General features: G+C 63.8%; 22 protein-coding genes and 1 riboswitch. Of the genes, 17 read left to right on the forward strand and 5 right to left on the reverse strand.

Annotation, left to right across the window (positions count from 1 at the left end; genetic code table 11):
- Positions 1 to 15: 15 nt before the first annotated feature.
- Both RFM68_RS20585 and RFM68_RS20590 read left to right on the forward strand, forming a co-directional pair.
- A complete protein-coding gene (locus RFM68_RS20585; RefSeq protein WP_320234836.1) occupies positions 16 to 645 on the forward strand; it encodes a hypothetical protein in 630 nt (209 codons plus the stop codon).
- A 58-nt stretch (positions 646 to 703) separates the two neighbouring features.
- On the forward strand, positions 704 to 1,552 hold the full coding sequence (locus RFM68_RS20590) for a 23S rRNA (adenine(2030)-N(6))-methyltransferase RlmJ (RefSeq protein WP_320234837.1): 849 nt from the start codon (positions 704 to 706) through the stop codon (positions 1,550 to 1,552).
- Between the two features lie 15 nt (positions 1,553 to 1,567).
- Here RFM68_RS20590 and RFM68_RS20595 read toward each other — a convergent pair whose 3' ends face one another.
- Positions 1,568 to 2,323: a helix-turn-helix domain-containing protein gene (locus RFM68_RS20595; protein ID WP_320234838.1), complete on the reverse strand. Its 756-nt coding sequence runs from the start codon at positions 2,321 to 2,323 to the stop codon at positions 1,568 to 1,570.
- A gap of 164 nt (positions 2,324 to 2,487) precedes the next feature.
- Here RFM68_RS20595 and RFM68_RS20600 point away from each other — a divergent pair, with 164 nt between their 5' ends.
- From RFM68_RS20600 to RFM68_RS20610, 3 genes are all read left to right on the forward strand, one after another.
- Positions 2,488 to 2,910: a VOC family protein gene (locus RFM68_RS20600; RefSeq protein WP_320234839.1), complete on the forward strand. Its 423-nt coding sequence runs from the start codon at positions 2,488 to 2,490 to the stop codon at positions 2,908 to 2,910.
- 33 nt (positions 2,911 to 2,943) lie between these two features.
- Positions 2,944 to 3,294 carry a DoxX family protein gene (locus RFM68_RS20605; protein ID WP_320234840.1) on the forward strand — a complete coding sequence of 117 codons (351 nt, stop codon included), beginning with the start codon at positions 2,944 to 2,946 and terminating at the stop codon, positions 3,292 to 3,294.
- Positions 3,295 to 3,585: 291 nt separating this feature from the next.
- Positions 3,586 to 4,038: a hypothetical protein gene (locus RFM68_RS20610; protein WP_320234841.1), complete on the forward strand. Its 453-nt coding sequence runs from the start codon at positions 3,586 to 3,588 to the stop codon at positions 4,036 to 4,038.
- 97 nt (positions 4,039 to 4,135) lie between these two features.
- On the opposite strand, the gene RFM68_RS20615 is transcribed toward RFM68_RS20610, so the two are convergent.
- Together RFM68_RS20615 and RFM68_RS20620 are read right to left on the reverse strand one after the other, a co-directional pair.
- The gene (locus RFM68_RS20615) at positions 4,136 to 4,540 is read right to left on the reverse strand and encodes a YciI family protein (protein ID WP_320234842.1); all 405 of its coding nucleotides are present in this window, start codon (positions 4,538 to 4,540) and stop codon (positions 4,136 to 4,138) included.
- Positions 4,541 to 4,694: 154 nt separating this feature from the next.
- Positions 4,695 to 5,285, reverse strand: a complete 591-nt coding sequence (locus RFM68_RS20620; RefSeq protein WP_320234969.1) for a TetR/AcrR family transcriptional regulator — start codon at positions 5,283 to 5,285, stop codon at positions 4,695 to 4,697.
- Between the two features lie 103 nt (positions 5,286 to 5,388).
- On the opposite strand from RFM68_RS20620, the gene RFM68_RS20625 reads away from it, so the two are divergent.
- The 4 genes from RFM68_RS20625 to RFM68_RS20640 all read left to right on the forward strand — a co-directional run bounded on the left by RFM68_RS20625 (position 5,389) and on the right by RFM68_RS20640 (position 8,072).
- Positions 5,389 to 5,919 (forward strand): DinB family protein, encoded by a 531-nt coding sequence (locus RFM68_RS20625; protein WP_320234843.1) that lies wholly within the window; start codon positions 5,389 to 5,391, stop codon positions 5,917 to 5,919.
- Between the two features lie 411 nt (positions 5,920 to 6,330).
- A complete protein-coding gene (locus RFM68_RS20630) occupies positions 6,331 to 6,720 on the forward strand; it encodes a hypothetical protein (RefSeq protein ID WP_320234844.1) in 390 nt (129 codons plus the stop codon).
- A gap of 268 nt (positions 6,721 to 6,988) precedes the next feature.
- Positions 6,989 to 7,585, forward strand: coding sequence for a glutathione S-transferase family protein (locus tag RFM68_RS20635; protein WP_320234845.1), 597 nt, complete (start codon positions 6,989 to 6,991; stop codon positions 7,583 to 7,585).
- Positions 7,586 to 7,691: 106 nt separating this feature from the next.
- Positions 7,692 to 8,072: a TfoX/Sxy family protein gene (locus tag RFM68_RS20640; RefSeq protein WP_320234846.1), complete on the forward strand. Its 381-nt coding sequence runs from the start codon at positions 7,692 to 7,694 to the stop codon at positions 8,070 to 8,072.
- Between the two features lie 147 nt (positions 8,073 to 8,219).
- On the opposite strand, the gene RFM68_RS20645 is transcribed toward RFM68_RS20640, so the two are convergent.
- Positions 8,220 to 8,864 carry an outer membrane protein gene (locus tag RFM68_RS20645; RefSeq protein WP_320234847.1) on the reverse strand — a complete coding sequence of 215 codons (645 nt, stop codon included), beginning with the start codon at positions 8,862 to 8,864 and terminating at the stop codon, positions 8,220 to 8,222.
- 413 nt (positions 8,865 to 9,277) lie between these two features.
- Here RFM68_RS20645 and RFM68_RS20650 point away from each other — a divergent pair, with 413 nt between their 5' ends.
- The 6 genes from RFM68_RS20650 (at position 9,278) to RFM68_RS20675 (ending at position 14,464) form a co-directional block, all read left to right on the forward strand.
- Complete coding sequence (locus tag RFM68_RS20650) at positions 9,278 to 10,042, forward strand: SDR family oxidoreductase (RefSeq protein ID WP_320234848.1); 765 nt, start codon at positions 9,278 to 9,280, stop codon at positions 10,040 to 10,042.
- The gene (gene uvrC, locus RFM68_RS20655) at positions 10,039 to 12,144 is read left to right on the forward strand and encodes an excinuclease ABC subunit UvrC (RefSeq protein ID WP_320234849.1); all 2,106 of its coding nucleotides are present in this window, start codon (positions 10,039 to 10,041) and stop codon (positions 12,142 to 12,144) included. Before RFM68_RS20650 ends, uvrC begins: the two co-directional genes overlap by 4 nt.
- Positions 12,145 to 12,637: 493 nt before the next feature.
- Complete coding sequence (pgsA, locus tag RFM68_RS20660) at positions 12,638 to 13,234, forward strand: CDP-diacylglycerol--glycerol-3-phosphate 3-phosphatidyltransferase (protein WP_112101115.1); 597 nt, start codon at positions 12,638 to 12,640, stop codon at positions 13,232 to 13,234.
- A 1-nt stretch (position 13,235) separates the two neighbouring features.
- Positions 13,236 to 13,487, forward strand: a complete 252-nt coding sequence (gene moaD / locus RFM68_RS20665; RefSeq protein WP_320234850.1) for a molybdopterin converting factor subunit 1 — start codon at positions 13,236 to 13,238, stop codon at positions 13,485 to 13,487.
- Position 13,488: 1 nt separating this feature from the next.
- Positions 13,489 to 13,968, forward strand: coding sequence for a molybdenum cofactor biosynthesis protein MoaE (locus RFM68_RS20670; RefSeq protein ID WP_320234851.1), 480 nt, complete (start codon positions 13,489 to 13,491; stop codon positions 13,966 to 13,968).
- A gap of 79 nt (positions 13,969 to 14,047) precedes the next feature.
- Positions 14,048 to 14,464, forward strand: a complete 417-nt coding sequence (locus tag RFM68_RS20675) for a YbaY family lipoprotein (protein ID WP_320234852.1) — start codon at positions 14,048 to 14,050, stop codon at positions 14,462 to 14,464.
- A gap of 37 nt (positions 14,465 to 14,501) precedes the next feature.
- Here the strand turns inward: RFM68_RS20675 and RFM68_RS20680 are convergent, their stop codons facing one another.
- Positions 14,502 to 14,978, reverse strand: coding sequence for a cupin domain-containing protein (locus tag RFM68_RS20680; protein ID WP_320234853.1), 477 nt, complete (start codon positions 14,976 to 14,978; stop codon positions 14,502 to 14,504).
- A gap of 103 nt (positions 14,979 to 15,081) precedes the next feature.
- Here RFM68_RS20680 and RFM68_RS20685 point away from each other — a divergent pair, with 103 nt between their 5' ends.
- Positions 15,082 to 15,498 (forward strand): MarR family winged helix-turn-helix transcriptional regulator, encoded by a 417-nt coding sequence (locus RFM68_RS20685; protein ID WP_320234854.1) that lies wholly within the window; start codon positions 15,082 to 15,084, stop codon positions 15,496 to 15,498.
- Positions 15,499 to 15,664: 166 nt separating this feature from the next.
- Positions 15,665 to 15,934, forward strand: a complete 270-nt coding sequence (locus RFM68_RS20690) for a hypothetical protein (protein WP_320234855.1) — start codon at positions 15,665 to 15,667, stop codon at positions 15,932 to 15,934.
- Positions 15,935 to 16,056: 122 nt separating this feature from the next.
- Positions 16,057 to 16,119: riboswitch (Fluoride riboswitch) on the forward strand.
- Positions 16,120 to 16,205: the final 86 nt, after the last annotated feature.

A 16,205-nucleotide genomic window follows, 5' to 3' on the forward strand; every position in this document is an offset into this window, starting at 1 on the left:
AAACCAAGGTTCTGAATGCGTTTCCTCTCCGTCCTTCTCCTCATTGCCGGCGCCGCCATCGGCATCTTCTATCCCTGGGCGATGAGCAATTTTTCCGGCCATGCCATCGGCACCTACCGCGTCTATGAGGGCGGCCGCTTCCGGCCGGTCACCGTGCAACTCGCCGCTGGCGATGCGCCGGTGAGGGTGCTGGTCGACCTTACCGCGCGGGCCGAGCGCGTCGCCGGGCAGCAGCGCACGGTGCTGACGCTGACCGCGGCGAGCGGCGGCCGCACGGTGATGGCTTCGACGCTTTCCTTCGACCACACCGACAATCCGCGCCAGGTCAGCCCGCAACTGCCCGACAAGATCTTTCGCGACGAGGCCGGCGTCATCGAGGCGGTCACGCCCGGTCCTTACGTCTTCACCGTCGGCCCCGGAGATGCCGACGGCATCGATATGCGCGCAGTCGATCTCATCCTGCGCGCCGGCACCGGCTCGATCGACGGACGCGCGCAGCCGGCCGGCTATACCCTGATGGGCATCGGCCTTGCCGGACTGATGCTGTCGCTGGTCTTCGGTCGTCGCGGCGGAGGCCATCCGCAGAATCCCAATTCGCAGCCGCCACCGCCGCGCTGGGGCCGCAACGGTTCGCCACGAGCATGATGCCGAAAAGTGTGAAGCGGTTTTCGGTCGACATCATGCTCTTTGGAGTGAGGCGCGCATGAACTATCGCCACGCCTACCACGCGGGCAATTTCGCCGATGTCGTCAAGCATGCCGTGCTCGCGCGCCTCGTCGAATATCTCAAGCAGAAGGACAAGGCCTTCCGCGTCATCGACACCCATGCCGGCATCGGCCGCTATGATGTTGCTTCGCTCGAGGCCGGCAAGACCCGCGAGTGGCAGGGCGGCATCGGCCGGCTGTTCGAGGCCACGCTCGATCCGCAAGCGGCGGCGCTGCTTCAGCCCTATATGGACGCGGTGCACGTGCAAAATCCCGCCGGCGGCCTCAAGCATTATCCCGGCTCGCCGCTGATCGTGCGCCATCTCCTGCGCAACCAGGACCGGCTGACGGCGATCGAGCTGCATCCCCGGGATGCCGCGCGGCTGAAATCGGTTTTCGCCGGCGATTTCCAGGCAAGGGTGATCGAGCTCGACGGCTGGCTGGCGCTTGGCGCGCAACTGCCGCCGAAGGAAAAGCGCGGCCTGGTCCTCATCGATCCGCCTTTCGAGGAAGAGGGCGAGTTCTCGCGGCTCGTCGAAGGCCTGCAGAAGGCGCACGGGCGCTGGCCGGGCGGCATCTATGCGCTCTGGTACCCGATCAAGGACCGCAAGGCGGTCACCGCCTTCCGCGCCGCGCTGAAGGAAACCGGCATTCCGAAGCTGCTCGACATTGCCTTCGAGATACGGCCTGCCTCGGACGAGCCAAACCTCGACGGCAGCGGGCTGGTCGTGGTCAATCCGCCCTACACGCTGGAAGGTGAATTGAAGGTCCTGTTACCGGCTCTGCACAAAGCGCTTGTCGTCCGGCAGCCGTCGCGCTGGATGGTTGAGTGGCTGGCGGGCGAGTAGGGCGCCGGTATTTTTTTATGCCAGTGCCGAGGGCGTCACACCGGTCAGCCGCCGGCTTTCGCGGATCAGGTGTGCCTGGTCGGCATAGCCGGCTTCGATGGCCAGCAGCGCGGTTGAGGCTTCGCCCTGCTGTCGTTGCAGGCGGCGGAAACGGTGGAAGCGCAGGATGCGGTCGAGCGTCTTCGGACCATATCCGAAAGTGTCGTCGAAGCGCCGGCGCAGCGTGCGCTCGCTCATATGCAGGTGACGCTGCAGGAATGGAACCAGCGGCGTTTCCGGCGACAGTCCCTCGTGGATGACGTCGAAGGCCCGGCCCATCTGCGGGTCGAGCGCATCGCGCCCCTGCGTATGCATGCCGACCGTCTCTTCCAGTTGCCGCATCAGGTCGACAAGATCGGGCGCCGCATTGACGCGGTCGGTCAGCGCGCGGGCGCGCGTGTCCCAGACTTCGCCGAGGTCCAGCCGCCCGCCCAGGATTTCGCCGGCCGGCACGCCGAGCCAGCCGGCGGCCGCGCCCGGACGGAAGCGGAAGCCGATGATCACCGCGCCGGCGGCCAGCGTCTCGATCTGCGGCTCCTTGTCCGGCCCGGCCACGCGGAAGCGGCCGTCGATCCATTGCAAGTCGATCGTGGCGTCAGGCGTGATGACGATGGGCGGAACGGCGCGCTCGTCCATGCGGTGGACCCAGACCGCGGAGAAGGCATCGGACAAGCCCCGAGGGGCGGGCCGCTCCCGAAAGTAGCCGGTTGTCTGCGCCAGGACCGGTTCCATCTCTTCTCCTATATGATCGGCGCGACGGTCATTTTGGCCGAAATCTTCAAGGCTGGCCACGCCACCCATGGCAAAACGGATGGAGTTTCACGGTGCTTCACGCGCCCGCATCGGATCGCATCCGTTTGCGACTGTGGTCGCGAATATAGAAAGGAGTGAGAGAAATGAAAGCTCGCATCACCGTAGTGACGCTCGGCGTCGACGATCTGGAAGCGTCGCTCAAATTCTATCGCGACGGCCTCGGCCTGCCGACCGAAGGCATCATCGGCCGCGAATTCGAGCATGGCGCGGTCGTCTTCTTCGATCTCGCCGGCGGCCTGAAATTCGCGATCTTCGAGCGCTCCAGCATCGCCCACGACGCGACAGTGCCGCAGAGCGGCCGCAGCCCGACCGAGTTGACCATCGGCCACAATGTCGGCAGCGAGGCCGAGGTCGACGCCGTGATGGCCGAGGCCGTCAAGGCCGGCGCGCGCGTGGTCAAGCCGGCGCAAAAGACCTTCTGGGGCGGCTATGCCGGCTACTTCCAGGATCCCGACGATCATTTGTGGGAGGTCGTCTACAACCCTGCCTTCGTCCCTGAGGACTGAGCGGAGCAAAGCACTCGTCGAGAGGAGGCCGCCATGATCCAGGCGCTTGGCGCTCTTCTCATCGGCGGCGTGTTCGTCTTCGCCGGCATCGAGCATTTCCTGAAATTCGGGGCGATGCGCGACCATCTGGCCGCCCAGAAATTTCCGGCTCCGGCCTTGATGCTGGCCGCCGGTTCGGTGGTCGAGATCATTGCGGGTTTCCTGCTTGCTGCCGGCATAGCCCGGCCCTTCGCCGCCTGCGCGCTGATCATCTTCACGCTGGCGACGAACCTAATGCTGCTGCGTTTCTGGGCCTGTGAGGAGCCGGAGCGCCAGGTTCTGCGCAATGCGTTCCTGATCAACATCGCCGTCATCGGCGGGCTGCTGCTTGCCGGCACGCTTTAGGTTGTATTGATATTCAGGTGATGCCCGCCTGCAAATGGCGGCTTCCTGTGCTTCCGGCCTTCGCCGGCCGAAGCACTCACGAGTGGCGCGGCAGCTAAATTAAGGCTACGGCCGGCGTAGGCCGGTTCTCTGGAGCCACCATTTTCGGCTCCGCCTGACCTGAATATCAATACAACCCAATTAGCCGGTGAGGCGCGGAACGAAATTTTGCGGAAACCATTGTTTTCGCACCCGCTTGACCGCCGCCAAGCGAATCCGCACAGTGCGTGCAATCGACCTTGAGAGGCTGTCATGACTCGCTTCGCCCATTCCGCCCTTGCCGCGCTGATTTCGCTATGCACTCCGATGGCCACCTCGCTGGGTTTCAGCCAGGCGGCGCATGCCGCCGACCTTTCCGTGTACAGCGGGGACGATGGCAGCGTCTGCGGCAAAAGTTGGGTGCTGAGCAAGATCACCGACCGTTTCTCCTATCAGGTGCATCACGTGCCGCATCTGCCGGACGTCGCGATCACCGATTTCCGCAACATCCGCCAGCATCGCTATGAGCCGGCGAGTGACGAATGGCCGATCGGCCGCCATTACTGCCGCGCCACCGTCAACCTGTCGGACGGCCGCGACCGCTCGATCTTCTACCTGATCGAGGAAGGCCAGGGTTTTGCCTCGATCGGCGACAATGTCGAGTTCTGCGTCTCGGGCTTCGACCGCTGGATGGTCTATAACGGCCGCTGCCGCGTGCTCAGATAAAGGTGACGCGCAGCCGCCGAGGCTGCCATTTTCTTCCTTGGGGGGAAGATGCCCGGCAGGGCAGAGGGGTTGCTATCCCTCAAGCTTTGCGTGGCGGTCAACCTTTCAGTGCGCCGAAACCTTCGGCCGCCTTCTGGACGTCTTCGGGAAAATCGCTCATCTCCAGGACGCGCCGCACCTCGATGGTGTCGTTTTCCCCTGCGGGACAGCGCCGCGCCCATTCGATGGCTTCCTCGCGGGAGCGCACGTCGATCATCCAGTAGCCGCCGAGCACTTCCTTCACGTCCGCAAACGGGCCGTCGGTGACGGCCGGCTTGCCGCCCTTGAAGGAGACCCGTGCGCCCGTCGACGGCGGATGCAGCCCGTCGAGCGTGAGCAGGACGCCGGCGCGCTTCAGCTCTTCATTGTACTTCATCATCGTCGCCACGGCCTCGGCTTCGGGCCTGGCGTCTGGAGCCGCGGTTGCGTAGCCGCCGGGGATCATCAGCATCATGAAACGCATCTTGGCATTCCTTCGGTTGGTTGGTTGCGATGATACGACGAACGACGTCCGGCGGAATCGACAGGCGATGCGAAAAAAGTTTGCGATGCCGATCGCCGAGCGAAGAGGCGTGACGGCACGCGCGGCCGCGCAAGTCTCCTTTGCTGTCGCTGCGTCAGGCTGCCTTGCTGCCCGACACGTAAGCCGAGATCAGCTCGACGAGCTGCTTCTGCAGTTCCGGCGCGTCGAGCATGTTGCGGCGCGCCGCGTTGTGGATCACGCCTTCGACCGCCGAGGAGAGCACGCGAGCCATCGTCTCGGTATCCTTGCGGCGTTTGCGGTACTGCGCAACGGCAGCCGCGTAATGTTCGAGATAGCGCGTCTGGAACGAGGCATGCGCGGCGCGCGAGCCGCGGTCGCCCGGCGCCTCGTCGAGCAGCACCTGGTGCAGCGTCGGATGAATGCTGTGCGCGCCGATCATGCCGCGTACCAGTTCGCGTGCGAACTGCCTCAACGGCTTCTCGTCCGCCGCCGCTTCGCTGATCACCGATAGCACATGGTCGAAGTGACGACGCCGGATTGCTTCGACCAGAGCGAGCTTGTCCGGGAAATATTGATAGAGCGAGCCGATGCTGACGCCCGCCGCCTCCGCCACCTTGTTGGTGGAAAAGCCGGCCCAGCCGAGCTCGCTCAGAACGTGAGCACCGGCTTCGATGATCGCCTCGACCGTGGCGATCGAACGCGCCTGGCGCGGCTGCTTACGCATGCGCGCGGCCGGCTTTGCAATGCGAGTAGACATCCTGGCCCGTCTCCCGAGAATATAAACAGGATACTCACATTCATTTCACCAACGCAAATGGAGCCGGACGATGAGCGCCAAGACCCTGCTGAAGAGCCTGCTTGTCTATCAGGCCTGGGCAAACGATGAGCTCGCGGAAAAGCTTGCCGGAGTGGATCCGGCTCGCGGCGCCGGAGAGCGCCATGCCGCGATTCGGCTGATGAACCACATCCTTGTCATCTCACGGATTTTCGCCGCGCATCTGAAGGGCGTTGCCCATGGCTATGCGAGCGACAACACCGAGCAAACTCCGCAGCCGGCTGAGTTGCGCGCCGCGTCGGCTGAGGCTGACCGCTGGTATCTCGATTATCTCGAAACCGTTTCGGAACAGGAGCTTGCCGAACCGGTCGCCTTCACCTTCACCGACAGCGACAATGGCTGCATGACGAGGCAGGAGATGCTGACGCATGTCGTCCTGCATGGCAGCTACCATCGCGGCGAGATCGGCCGCATGCTGGCGCGGATCGCGGTCTCGCCGCCCTGGGACACTTATGCCGTCCACCTGCATCGGGCCGAACCGACGCGTCGCCTGCAGCGCGAGCGCGAACCGGTGGAGGTTTGAGGGGCAGCGCCTGAATATGAGTTAAAAGCTCACTTTCCGGCACGCAAGCTTTGATCGCGGCGCACGGCGATTCATCTGTAGATGTTTGTGCTGGACAAGATGAGACAGGTGTTCGACGGCTTCTTCTCTATTGTGAGCACTATGCTCACATCCTTGTCTAGGGTTATGCCATGGATGGATGGATGATCGGGCGATAGAAGCCGCGCGAAAATCTGCATGGCGTGCCGTCACTTCGAAAGTGATAGATTCGCTCACAATTTTTCGATGAGATGCATCTTCTCACGTTTCGAGTAACCAAAATTCAATAACTGAAAATCATTGTGTTGCTTCGCTGGCTAGACAGTCGCGAGTCAGATATGCATAGACACGCCGGGTCACTCACGACCATCGGCAAAACGCAAGGGGCATCGCATGGCAAAGACGACAACCAAGGCGCCGGCGGCGAAAGCGCCGGCAAAGAAGCCGGCAGCTAAGGCTGCCGCGAAACCTGCAGCAGTGAAGAAGGGAGCGGCGCCGAAGGCAGCCGCCAAGGCTCCGGCCAAGGCAGCAGCCAAGCCAATGGCCAAGGCAGCGGCGAAGCCTGCGGCCAAGAAGCCGGTAGCGAAGGCAGCGGCGAAGCCTGCGGCCAAGGCAGCAGCCAAGCCAATGGCCAAGGCAGCGGCGAAGCCTGCAGCCAAGAAGCCGGCAGCGAAGGCAGCGGCCAAGCCCGCCGCCAAGGCTCCGATGAAGGCAGCCGCCGCCAAGGCGCCGGCAGCCGTGAAGAAGGCTGCTCCGGCAAAGAAGCCGGCCGGCAAGAAGTAATCGCGTAGCTTCGCGCGCGGCCCTACAGGTGAGGGTGGATGCCGTCGAGGCATCCCTCTCGCCAGTTCGGTGTCACAGCGGCGGAGTCGGAGCGGACGCTCCTCCTAAAGCTCTCGGAAATTTTGCGTCATGGCAAAACTTCCGGGAGCTTTCTTGTTGGGCGCCTACGCTGGCAGAATGCGTTGGCTAATCTGGATTGGCTTTGCTGGGCCGTTGCCCTGGAGACCTCGTTCGGTCAACAGTGGCGCAAACAACTGGAAACCCGATCATGCCGAAACTGCTCTACGCGTCCACGTCTCCCTACAGTTCGAAGGTCCGCATGGCGGCCATCTATGCCGGCGTCGCCGTCGATCTCGTGCCGGTCAAGACGGAGGACAAGCCCGCCGAGCTGATCTCGGCCAATCCGCTCGGCAAGATCCCGGTGCTGGTGCTGGAGGACGGCCGCACGATCCACGACAGCCGCGCCATCACCCAGCATCTCAACCGGCTGTCGAAGAACGCGCTGTTCCCGCGCAATCCCGACAGGCGGCTCGAGGCGGAGGTTCTCGAGGCGCTGGCCGACGGCATCTGCGACTGCGCGCTGTCGATGGTCTATGAGCGGCGCACGCGGCCCGAGACTTTTGTCTACCAGCCCTGGCTCGACCGTCAGTGGACGAAGATCACCACCGCGCTCGACGTCATCAACGCCAACCCGCCGAAGCTGCCGAAGAAGATCACTGCCGGCCACATGGCGCTGCGTGCCTGCCTCGGCTATCTGGCGCTGCGCTTTTCCGGCCAGTGGGAGAAGGGCCGCAGCCGCCTGGTCCGCTGGGCCGCGCGCTTTGACGAGAAGTTTCCGGAACTGAAAGGATGTGTACCGGGGTGACAACTGCCCATCTCCCCGCGGGGGAGATTGGCAGTTCGCGCGCCCCACCTTGAATCTCCACCCGCTTCCATGCTTGCCTGACGCCGTCCAAATCGCTGAGGTGAGCATGGCAAAGTCAGTCACCAAAACCGGCGTCGCGCCCGACCCCATGGTCGAGCGCCTGCGCGCCGCACTTGGCAAGCGCCCCTTCACCGAGCAGAAGATGTTCGGCGGCACCTGCTTCATGCTCAACGGCAACATGCTGATCGGCACCTCGAAGCGCGGGCTTCTGGTGCGCGTCGGCAAGGACGCGCATGCGACGGCGGCTGCTCGCCCCCATGCGAGCCCGATGGAAATGGGCGGGCGTTCGATGGAAGGCTACATCCGTGTCGTACCGGAAGGCACGGCAACCGATGCGGATCTCGCTGGCTGGCTCGACCGCGCATTGGCTTTCGTCGAGACGCTTCCACCCAAGCTGAAGGCCAAGCCGTCGAAGGTGTCGAAATGAGACCTGCCCGAGAGGCTCGCAGCCGTACCGATTGGCGAAGGCGGCCAATCTTCCTTGAGGGATCGGGAGGCGCCGGCAGCGGTTTCCACAGGCACAAAAAAAGCCGGGCGCAGGGCCCGGCTTTTCCGTGTCGTGGCTTCTAACGACTTAGAACTTCATACCGACGCCGAAGGTGACGCGGTTGTCCGAAGACTTGACCTTGCCAGTGGCGCCGAAGTTCTTGCTGCCGTAGTCGGTGTAGCGATATTCGACGCGGCCGAACACGTTGTCCGTGATCTTGATGTCGGTACCTGCGCCAGCGGTCCAGCCGAGCATGCCCTTGCTGTCGTTTACGCCGGTGACGCTATCATCGATCTTCTGGTTCTTGGCAGCGAGACCGCCCGTACCATAGAGCAGGATTTCCGGGGTCACGGCATAGCCGAGGCGGGCGCGCAGCGAACCTTCGACGCCCGACTTGGCGGAAAGGCCGTTGTTCGAACCCTTGGTGCCGTTGTAGCCGAGGTCGGCTTCAGCACCGTAAACGAAGTTCTCCTGCTGCCAGTTGTAGCCGCCGAAGACGCCGCCGATGAAGCCCTTGGTCTTGGCGTCAACGCCCGGGGCCTTCACATGGCCGCTGAAGCCGTAGCCGAGGTTGATACCGGCATAGGGGCCGGCCCAGGAAGCAACCGGAAGCTCGGCAACCGGGGCCGGAGCCGGCGGCTCTTCGGAAACGACGTCCGCGGCGAAGGCGGTGCCACCGAAGGCGAACAGCCCGAGCGCAGCGGCGAGCGACGCGAATTTGAGATTGGTCATTGTTATACTCTCCTTAAGCCACAAGACGCGTAGGCTTGTTTGTTCATGAAACGCCCCGGCCCGTCCGGGGGGATAAACGGGCTTGGCGTCCAACGGTTCCAAATGTCATGCTGAAATGCGGCTGAAGCGAACCTGAACTTGGGTCATTCCCCGGCGCGAATGAGGCCGAAACTTGACGTTGCATCTTCGCAACAGCGAATGTCAGCAGGCTAATTATGTTGCGCTGCACACCGCTTGGTTCAAGGGGTCCGGCGACATATATTGGGTCATACGGTGCCCCGAATCCGATGGGGCGGACGCGCGTCCGGGCCGCTTCGCCACATTCCTGCCCCAGGTGGAAATGGCATTTAACGCTTGGCCCGTCACATTGTGCCGGCTTCCCGGAATCGTGAAGCCGATTGAGGATTGACAACATGAGACAAGCCACGGCCGTCGCGCTGGTGACGGGTGGAGCCAGACGGATCGGCAAGGCAATCGTCGAGGACCTAGCGGCCAATGGCTTCGCCGTCGCCATCCACGCCAACCGCTCCGGCGACGAGGCCAAGGCGCTGGCCGAGAAGATCGCGGGCACGGGCGGCCACGCCGCCGTGGTCGCCGGCGACTTGACCGACATGAATGCCGTGGGCGACCTTGTCGGCCGCGCGCAAGCGGCGCTCGGGCCCGTCACGCTGCTGATCAACAATGCTTCCTTGTTCGTCGACGATCGGGTGGAAGATTTCGACTGGCAGGCCTGGGACCGTCATTTCGCCATCCATGTGAAGACGCCGGCGCTGCTGGCGCAGAACTTTGCTCGCGCCATGCCCGAAGGCGAGGAGGGGCTGATCGTCAACATCATAGACCAGCGCGTCTGGCGGCCGACGCCGCGCTATTTCTCCTATGCCCTGTCGAAGTCGGCGCTGTGGACGCAAACGCAAATGCTGGCGCAGGCGCTCGGGCCGCGCATCCGCGTCAACGCCATCGGCCCTGGCCCGACGCTGAAGAATAAGCGCCAGGATGACGATGATTTCGAAAGCCAGGTCGAGGGCCTGATCCTGAAGCGCGGCCCGCAATTGCCCGAATTCGGTGCCACGATCCGCTATCTCTGGCAGGCGCGCTCGGTGACCGGCCAGATGATCGCGCTCGACGGCGGCCAGCATCTTGCGTGGCAGACGCCCGATGTGACAGGCATGGTGGAATGAGTCCCACGGACCACAAGCATAGACGAAACGGCGCCGCCGACGATCTGCCGCCCGATGTCAACCCCGATGTCGACATCGAGGACGAGGCGGCCGAGGAGATCGTCGAGCCCGAGGCCTTGCCGTCCGGACCCGATGTCGCCTTCACGGCCATCGACTGGACGCCGCATGCGGGCGATGCCGACGGCATGGTCGGCGCCGAGGTGATCCAGACCTTGGTCAAGCGGCTGCCCAATCAGCCCGGCGTCTATCGCATGATGAATGCCGCCGGCGACGTGCTCTATGTCGGCAAGGCGCGCAGCCTGAAGAAGCGCGTCACCAATTACGCTCAAGGGAGGTTCCACACCGCCCGCATCGGCCGCATGGTGCGCGAGACGTCGACGATGGAGTTCGTCGTCACCCGCACCGAGATCGAGGCGCTGCTGCTCGAGGCCAACCTCATCAAGCGGCTGCGGCCCCGCTTCAACGTCCTGATGCGGGACGACAAGTCGTTCCCCTACATTCTGCTCACCGGCGACCATGTCTCGCCCGGCATCTACAAGCATCGCGGCGCGCGCTCGCGCAAGGGCGACTATTTCGGCCCCTTCGCGTCGGCCGGCGCGGTCGGCCGCACCATCAATTCGCTGCAGCGCGCCTTCCTGCTTCGAAGCTGCACCAACTCCTTCTACGAGAACCGCACAAGGCCGTGCCTGCTTTACCAGATCAAGCGCTGCGCCGGTCCCTGCACCGGCGAGATATCGCATCAGGGCTATGCCGAACTGGTCGCCGAGGCCAAGGATTTCCTCTCCGGCCGCAGCCAGAAGGTGAAGACCGAGATTTCGGCCGCCATGCAGCAGGCCTCGGAAGAACTCGATTTCGAGCGCGCCGCCATCTATCGCGACCGGCTGGCGGCGCTGTCGCATGTGCAGGCGCATCAGGGCATCAACCCGCAGACGGTGGAGGAGGCCGACGTCTTCGCCATCCACCAGGAAGGCGGCCAGACCTGCATCCAGGTGTTCTTCTTCCGCACCGGCCAGAATTGGGGCAACCGCGCCTATTTCCCCAAGGCCGATCCGGCGCTGGAGCCGGCCGAGGTGCTGGGCTCGTTCCTGGCGCAGTTCTATGACGACAAATTGCCGGCGCGCGCGCTGCTTCTGTCGCGGACCGCGCAGGAACAGGAACTGCTCGCACAGGCGCTCTCCACCCATGCCGGCCGCAAGATAGCGATCTCGGTGCCGCAGCGCGGCGAGAAGAAGGACCTGACCGATCACGCGCTGCAGAATGCGCGCGAGGCGCTCGGACGCAGGCTGGCCGAGACTTCGACCCAGGCGCGGCTTCTCGCGGGCTTTGCCGAGACCTTCGGCCTGGCAAAGTCGCCGGTGCGCATCGAGGTCTACGACAACTCGCACATCATGGGCACCAATGCGGTCGGCGCCATGGTCGTCGCCGGGCCGGAAGGTTTCGTGAAGAACCAGTACCGCAAGTTCAACATCCGCTCGACCGAGATCACGCCGGGCGACGATTTCGGCATGATGCGCGAAGTGATGCAGCGGCGCTTTTCGCGGTTGCTCAAGGAGCATGGCGACGAGCAGAAATCGTCGGTGTCGGAAGGCCCGGCCGCGGACGGCGATGCCGGCGAGGAGGATCTGGTCGCCGGCAATGGCGGCTTCCCGGCCTGGCCCGACGTCATCCTGATCGACGGCGGTCAGGGCCAGATGACGGCGGTGCGCCAGATTCTTGCCGACCTCGGCATCGAGGACCGGGTTGTCGCCATCGGCATCGCCAAGGGGCCGGACCGCGACGCCGGCCGCGAGCGCTTCTTCGTCAAGGGCAGGGACTCCTTCACGCTGCCGGTGCGCGATCCGGTACTCTATTTCGTCCAGCGCCTGCGTGACGAGGTGCACCGCTTCGCCATCGGCTCGCACCGTGCCCGCCGCAAGAAGGAGATGGTCAAAAGCCCGCTCGACGAGATCGCCGGCATCGGCCCCGGCCGCAAGCGCGCGCTGCTGCTCGCCTTCGGCACCGCCAAGGCGGTGAGCCGCGCCGCGGTCGAGGACCTGGTCAAGGTCGACGGTATTTCCGAGCATGTGGCGAAGCTGGTCTACAATCACTTCCACGAGAGCTGAGGGTGGCCGCTTTCAGGCACGAAAGTTTGACGATGGTGTCGGCAAGTCGAGAGATGTTGTACCTTGGCGATTAGCCGAGACGCTTGTCCCGTCGTCATTCTAGGGCGGAGCAAGGATCGCAGCGACGCGGCGCAGACCCTAGAATCCATTCCGTTACCTCTACGCGTTGCAGCGGCTCAGAAAAACCTCTGTTCTGCTCCGTTGCGCCGTTCGCGCGAGGTCACGGAATGGATCCTCGGGTCTGCGCGTCCGCTTCGCTCCCGCTCCGCCCGTGGATGACGAAGTTGCCTGGGCTTCGCCCCCGACGTTGCAAGAAGAGCCGGCGCCGAGGCCGCCAGGTCCGCTCTCAAAAGGGAGATGCCTGGGGCACAGAGGGTGTGCTTCACGCCCGCCTTCACGTCGATTTTCCCTGGTCAATCGAATCTCGGCTGTTGACCCCCTACATTGGCTTCTGATTTGAGTACTTCTGGCGGAGAAGATTTCCCGAGACGACATGGCACAGCGCGCGTTCAACCTGCCGAACATCCTCACCTACGCCCGCATCATCGCGGTGCCGCTGGTCGTGCTGTGCTTCTTTCTCGAGGGGCATCTGAAGTCGTCCGACTTCGCCCGCTGGTCGGCGCTGGTCATTTTCCTGCTCGCCTCGATCACCGATTACTTCGACGGCTATTTTGCGCGCGCCTGGCAGCAGACCTCCAACATCGGCAAGATGCTGGACCCGATCGCCGACAAATTGCTGGTCGCCACCTGCCTGCTTTTGCTTGCCGCCGACACAGACCGCCACGCGGGCATTGCCGGCTGGTCGCTCTGGGCGGCGATCATCATCTTGTGCCGCGAGATCCTGGTTTCGGGCCTGCGCGAATACCTGGCCGCCTTGAAAGTTTCGGTGCCGGTGACCCAGCTCGCCAAATGGAAGACCACCATCCAGATGGTCGCCATCGCCTTTCTGCTGGTCGGGCCGGCCGGCGATAAGATTTTTCCGCTGACCACCCAGATCGGCCTGGTGCTGCTGTGGGTCGCGGCACTCGTCACGCTCTACACCGGCTACGACTATTTCCGCGCCGGCCTCAAGCACATCATGGACGAGTGAGATGCGCCTCATCTATTTCGCCTGGGTACGCGAGCGGATCGGCAAGCCGGAAGAGGATGTCGAGCTGCCTTCCGGCATCGAAACCGTGGCCGATTTGCTTCGCTGGCTCAAGACGCGCGGCGAGGAATACGAGAACGCGCTGCAGTACCCGGACGTCATTCGCGTCGCCATCAATCAGGAACATGTCGGCCACCGCGAGAAGATAGAAGGCGCGCGCGAGATCGCGCTGTTTCCGCCGATGACCGGGGGCTGAGATGGCCGGCGCCGTCGTTCCCGCCATCCGCATCCAGCGCGAGGATTTCGACGTCGCCGCTGAGATCGCCGGCCTGACCAAGGGCCGCGCCGATATCGGCGCCGTGGTCACTTTTTCCGGCCTTTGCCGTGATGAGCAGGGCGCGCTGTCGGCGCTCGAGCTCGAACACTATCCCGGCATGGCGGAGGCCGAGATCGGCCGCATCGCCGCGGACGCCGCCGAGCGCTGGCCGCTGCAGGGGCTCACCGTCATCCATCGCCATGGAAAGATAGCGCCGGGCGAAAACATCGTTCTGGTAGTGGCGGCCTCGCCGCACCGCCAGGCGGCCTTCGAGGCGGCGAATTTCCTCATGGATTATCTGAAGTCGCGCGCGCCCTTCTGGAAGAAGGAACATCTCGCCGACGGCTCCCAGGGCGGCTGGGTCGAGGCCAAGGAAGCCGACGATCACGCGGCGGGCCGCTGGACGAAACCGGACCAATAAAAATCGCGTTCGGCCATCGAACGACCGCAATCCCTGCCAAGCTTGCCAATCGGTTTGATTTGCTTGGCGGAGCAATCTCATGCTGGATCGTATCACGGAATTCTTCATCTTCGGGCTGGTGCCGTTGGTCGTCGGCGTGCTTGCCGTGCCTGAAGTGATCGATGCCGGCGAAAGGACCATAGCGGGCGAGGTGATCTATCGCGAGCGCATCGCCCTGCCGCCCGACGCCGTGCTCGTGGTCGAGCTCGCCGACGTCTCGCTGGCCGATGCGCCGGCAGCGGTAATCGCCAAGCGCAGGATAGCGCCCGCCGGCCAGGTGCCGATCAGGTTCGAGATCGGCTTCGATCCCAAGACGATCCAGAAGGGCCGGACCTATACGCTGCAGGCGCGCATCACCGTCGGCGAGCGGGTACTGTTCATCACCGATACAAGCCATCACGTCGATCCGCTGGCCGGCAAGCCGCGGACCGTCGTGCTAAAAATGGCGACGTCTTGACGCTTCACCAAGCGCGGGCCGAGGCATTCGCAAAAGATCAGCCCTGTGGCGGCTGCGGCGCTGGCGTTAGGCCGAAGCGGCGCATCAGGTCCATGAGCCTCGCATGGTCGGGCGGACCGCCGGTGCTGAAGATGGCGAAGGCCTCGCGGAAATACTCCGGCCCGATCGCCGCCGGCGTCACCACACAGAGCACCTTGGCGGTTTCGGCTGTGTCGTTGTCGAAGCGATGGACCGCGCCGCGCGGTATGCACAGCGCCTGTCCCGGCTCGATGTTGTGCTGCTGGCCATCGACGGTAAGCGAGAGTACGCCCTCGATCCCATACATGGTCTCTTCATAGTGGTCGTGGCTATGTGCCGGGGCGAGTAGGCGCTGGGAGCCGGGCACCGTCAGCTCGAAGGCGGCGATACTGCCGTTCGACTGCTCGCCGGTGAGAAGGAAGCGCACGGCAAGCCTGCCATCGCCGATTGTTTCGTCCGCCGGATTGACGCGGATCTGGCTGGCTTTCTCTAGCATTGAATCCTCCCATGTGGTAAATCGAATTTACCAATGTAGGTAAACTCAATTTACCGGACTGTCAATGGCCCAACTCACGGATGACCCGCCAAGCAAGCCTCCCTTGATCGGCGCGCTGCTGCGCGTGCCGGCCACGGCCATCCACCGCAAGCTGATACGGGAGCTCAGGGCTTCCGGGTTCGAGGACCTCAGCCCGCCGCATATTGCGGTGATCCAGTATCCGGGTCCGGACGGGATGCGCCCGAGCGCGCTTGCCGAGCGCGCGGCCATGAGCAAGCAGGCCATGAACCAGCTGCTGAAGACGCTGGAGGGCATGGGCTACATCACGCGTTCGGTGGCGTCTGACGCCGCCGGCGGGACGGTCGTCAACTTCACCGACCGCGGCCGCGCGGCTTATCAGAAGATGGCAGACATCCTGTTGGACATCGAGCGCGAATGGGCCGAGGAGCTCGGCGAAAAGCGCTTCCACGAGCTGAAGAGGCTGCTCGGCGAATTGTGGGACACGCCGCTTATTCGCTGAGGCGGTTGCCCTCGGGCCGACCACCATTGCCGGGAATAATCCGGGTCCGCGAAGCGTTCCTTCCAACATGGCGGGCAGGCAAAAAGGGATGTTTCCCGAAAACGTCCCTTCGTTGAAACCGCCAGACCGATGGCGCGGATCGATCTGGCACTCAAGGAGACCAGATATGAAAAAGCACGCGATCATCCTGGCAGCCACCGGCGTATCGCTGATTGCCTTCGCCGGCTTCACCAGGGCGGACGATCATCTGTTCAACGCCGAGCAGCATGGGCTCAGTCCCGACAGCCAGCCTTTCCAGACCAACAAGGCCGGCCATAGCGGCGACCTTGCGCCTGGACAGGGCAGTCCGTTCGCCGGCGAGGAGACCAAGACGCCGGCCACCGACACGACGGCGGCGAACGACCACGCAAATGTGAAAGATCGTCAAGCCAAATGACCCCTTGCCCGCCGGGAGGGCGGCGGGTTTCGGCTTGAAGCAAGCAGCTTGGCAATGGGTTTCTGCGTTGGCACGTCGGCGCCGTCGCAAGTTGACCGCGCCGCCGCAACCGCCTAGGCTCCCTCGAAAATGGGGATGGGGTTCCCCCGAAACCGCCCTTATGGGCTGATGACTCCTGCCAGGCGTGCTCTCGCGCGGCAGGATTTATTTTTTTCTGCTCGTATCATGCCTGTCTTCATGAGGTGATTCCGTTGGGATCGCGTATGGAAAG

Source organism: Mesorhizobium montanum (genome assembly GCF_033977145.1).
Classification (GTDB): Bacteria; Pseudomonadota; Alphaproteobacteria; order Rhizobiales; family Rhizobiaceae; genus Mesorhizobium; species Mesorhizobium montanum.

Bases quoted from the DNA above. Each gene is read 5' to 3' on its own strand.
- moaD (WP_320234850.1), top strand. From the start codon at position 13,236: ATGCGCCTCATCTATTTCGCCTGGGTACGCGAGCGGATCGGCAAGCCG.
- RFM68_RS20670 (WP_320234851.1), top strand. From the start codon at position 13,489: ATGGCCGGCGCCGTCGTTCCCGCCATCCGCATCCAGCGCGAGGATTTC.
- uvrC (WP_320234849.1), top strand. From the start codon at position 10,039: ATGAGTCCCACGGACCACAAGCATAGACGAAACGGCGCCGCCGACGAT.
- RFM68_RS20605 (WP_320234840.1), top strand. From the start codon at position 2,944: ATGATCCAGGCGCTTGGCGCTCTTCTCATCGGCGGCGTGTTCGTCTTC.
- RFM68_RS20595 (WP_320234838.1), bottom strand. From the start codon at position 2,323: ATGGAACCGGTCCTGGCGCAGACAACCGGCTACTTTCGGGAGCGGCCC.
- RFM68_RS20610 (WP_320234841.1), top strand. From the start codon at position 3,586: ATGACTCGCTTCGCCCATTCCGCCCTTGCCGCGCTGATTTCGCTATGC.
- RFM68_RS20600 (WP_320234839.1), top strand. From the start codon at position 2,488: ATGAAAGCTCGCATCACCGTAGTGACGCTCGGCGTCGACGATCTGGAA.
- RFM68_RS20650 (WP_320234848.1), top strand. From the start codon at position 9,278: ATGAGACAAGCCACGGCCGTCGCGCTGGTGACGGGTGGAGCCAGACGG.
- RFM68_RS20680 (WP_320234853.1), bottom strand. From the start codon at position 14,978: ATGCTAGAGAAAGCCAGCCAGATCCGCGTCAATCCGGCGGACGAAACA.
- RFM68_RS20615 (WP_320234842.1), bottom strand. From the start codon at position 4,540: ATGCGTTTCATGATGCTGATGATCCCCGGCGGCTACGCAACCGCGGCT.
- RFM68_RS20640 (WP_320234846.1), top strand. From the start codon at position 7,692: ATGGCAAAGTCAGTCACCAAAACCGGCGTCGCGCCCGACCCCATGGTC.
- RFM68_RS20625 (WP_320234843.1), top strand. From the start codon at position 5,389: ATGAGCGCCAAGACCCTGCTGAAGAGCCTGCTTGTCTATCAGGCCTGG.
- RFM68_RS20620 (WP_320234969.1), bottom strand. From the start codon at position 5,285: ATGCGTAAGCAGCCGCGCCAGGCGCGTTCGATCGCCACGGTCGAGGCG.
- RFM68_RS20590 (WP_320234837.1), top strand. From the start codon at position 704: ATGAACTATCGCCACGCCTACCACGCGGGCAATTTCGCCGATGTCGTC.
- RFM68_RS20630 (WP_320234844.1), top strand. From the start codon at position 6,331: ATGGCAAAGACGACAACCAAGGCGCCGGCGGCGAAAGCGCCGGCAAAG.
- RFM68_RS20585 (WP_320234836.1), top strand. From the start codon at position 16: ATGCGTTTCCTCTCCGTCCTTCTCCTCATTGCCGGCGCCGCCATCGGC.
- RFM68_RS20675 (WP_320234852.1), top strand. From the start codon at position 14,048: ATGCTGGATCGTATCACGGAATTCTTCATCTTCGGGCTGGTGCCGTTG.
- RFM68_RS20635 (WP_320234845.1), top strand. From the start codon at position 6,989: ATGCCGAAACTGCTCTACGCGTCCACGTCTCCCTACAGTTCGAAGGTC.
- RFM68_RS20690 (WP_320234855.1), top strand. From the start codon at position 15,665: ATGAAAAAGCACGCGATCATCCTGGCAGCCACCGGCGTATCGCTGATT.
- pgsA (WP_112101115.1), top strand. From the start codon at position 12,638: ATGGCACAGCGCGCGTTCAACCTGCCGAACATCCTCACCTACGCCCGC.
- RFM68_RS20645 (WP_320234847.1), bottom strand. From the start codon at position 8,864: ATGACCAATCTCAAATTCGCGTCGCTCGCCGCTGCGCTCGGGCTGTTC.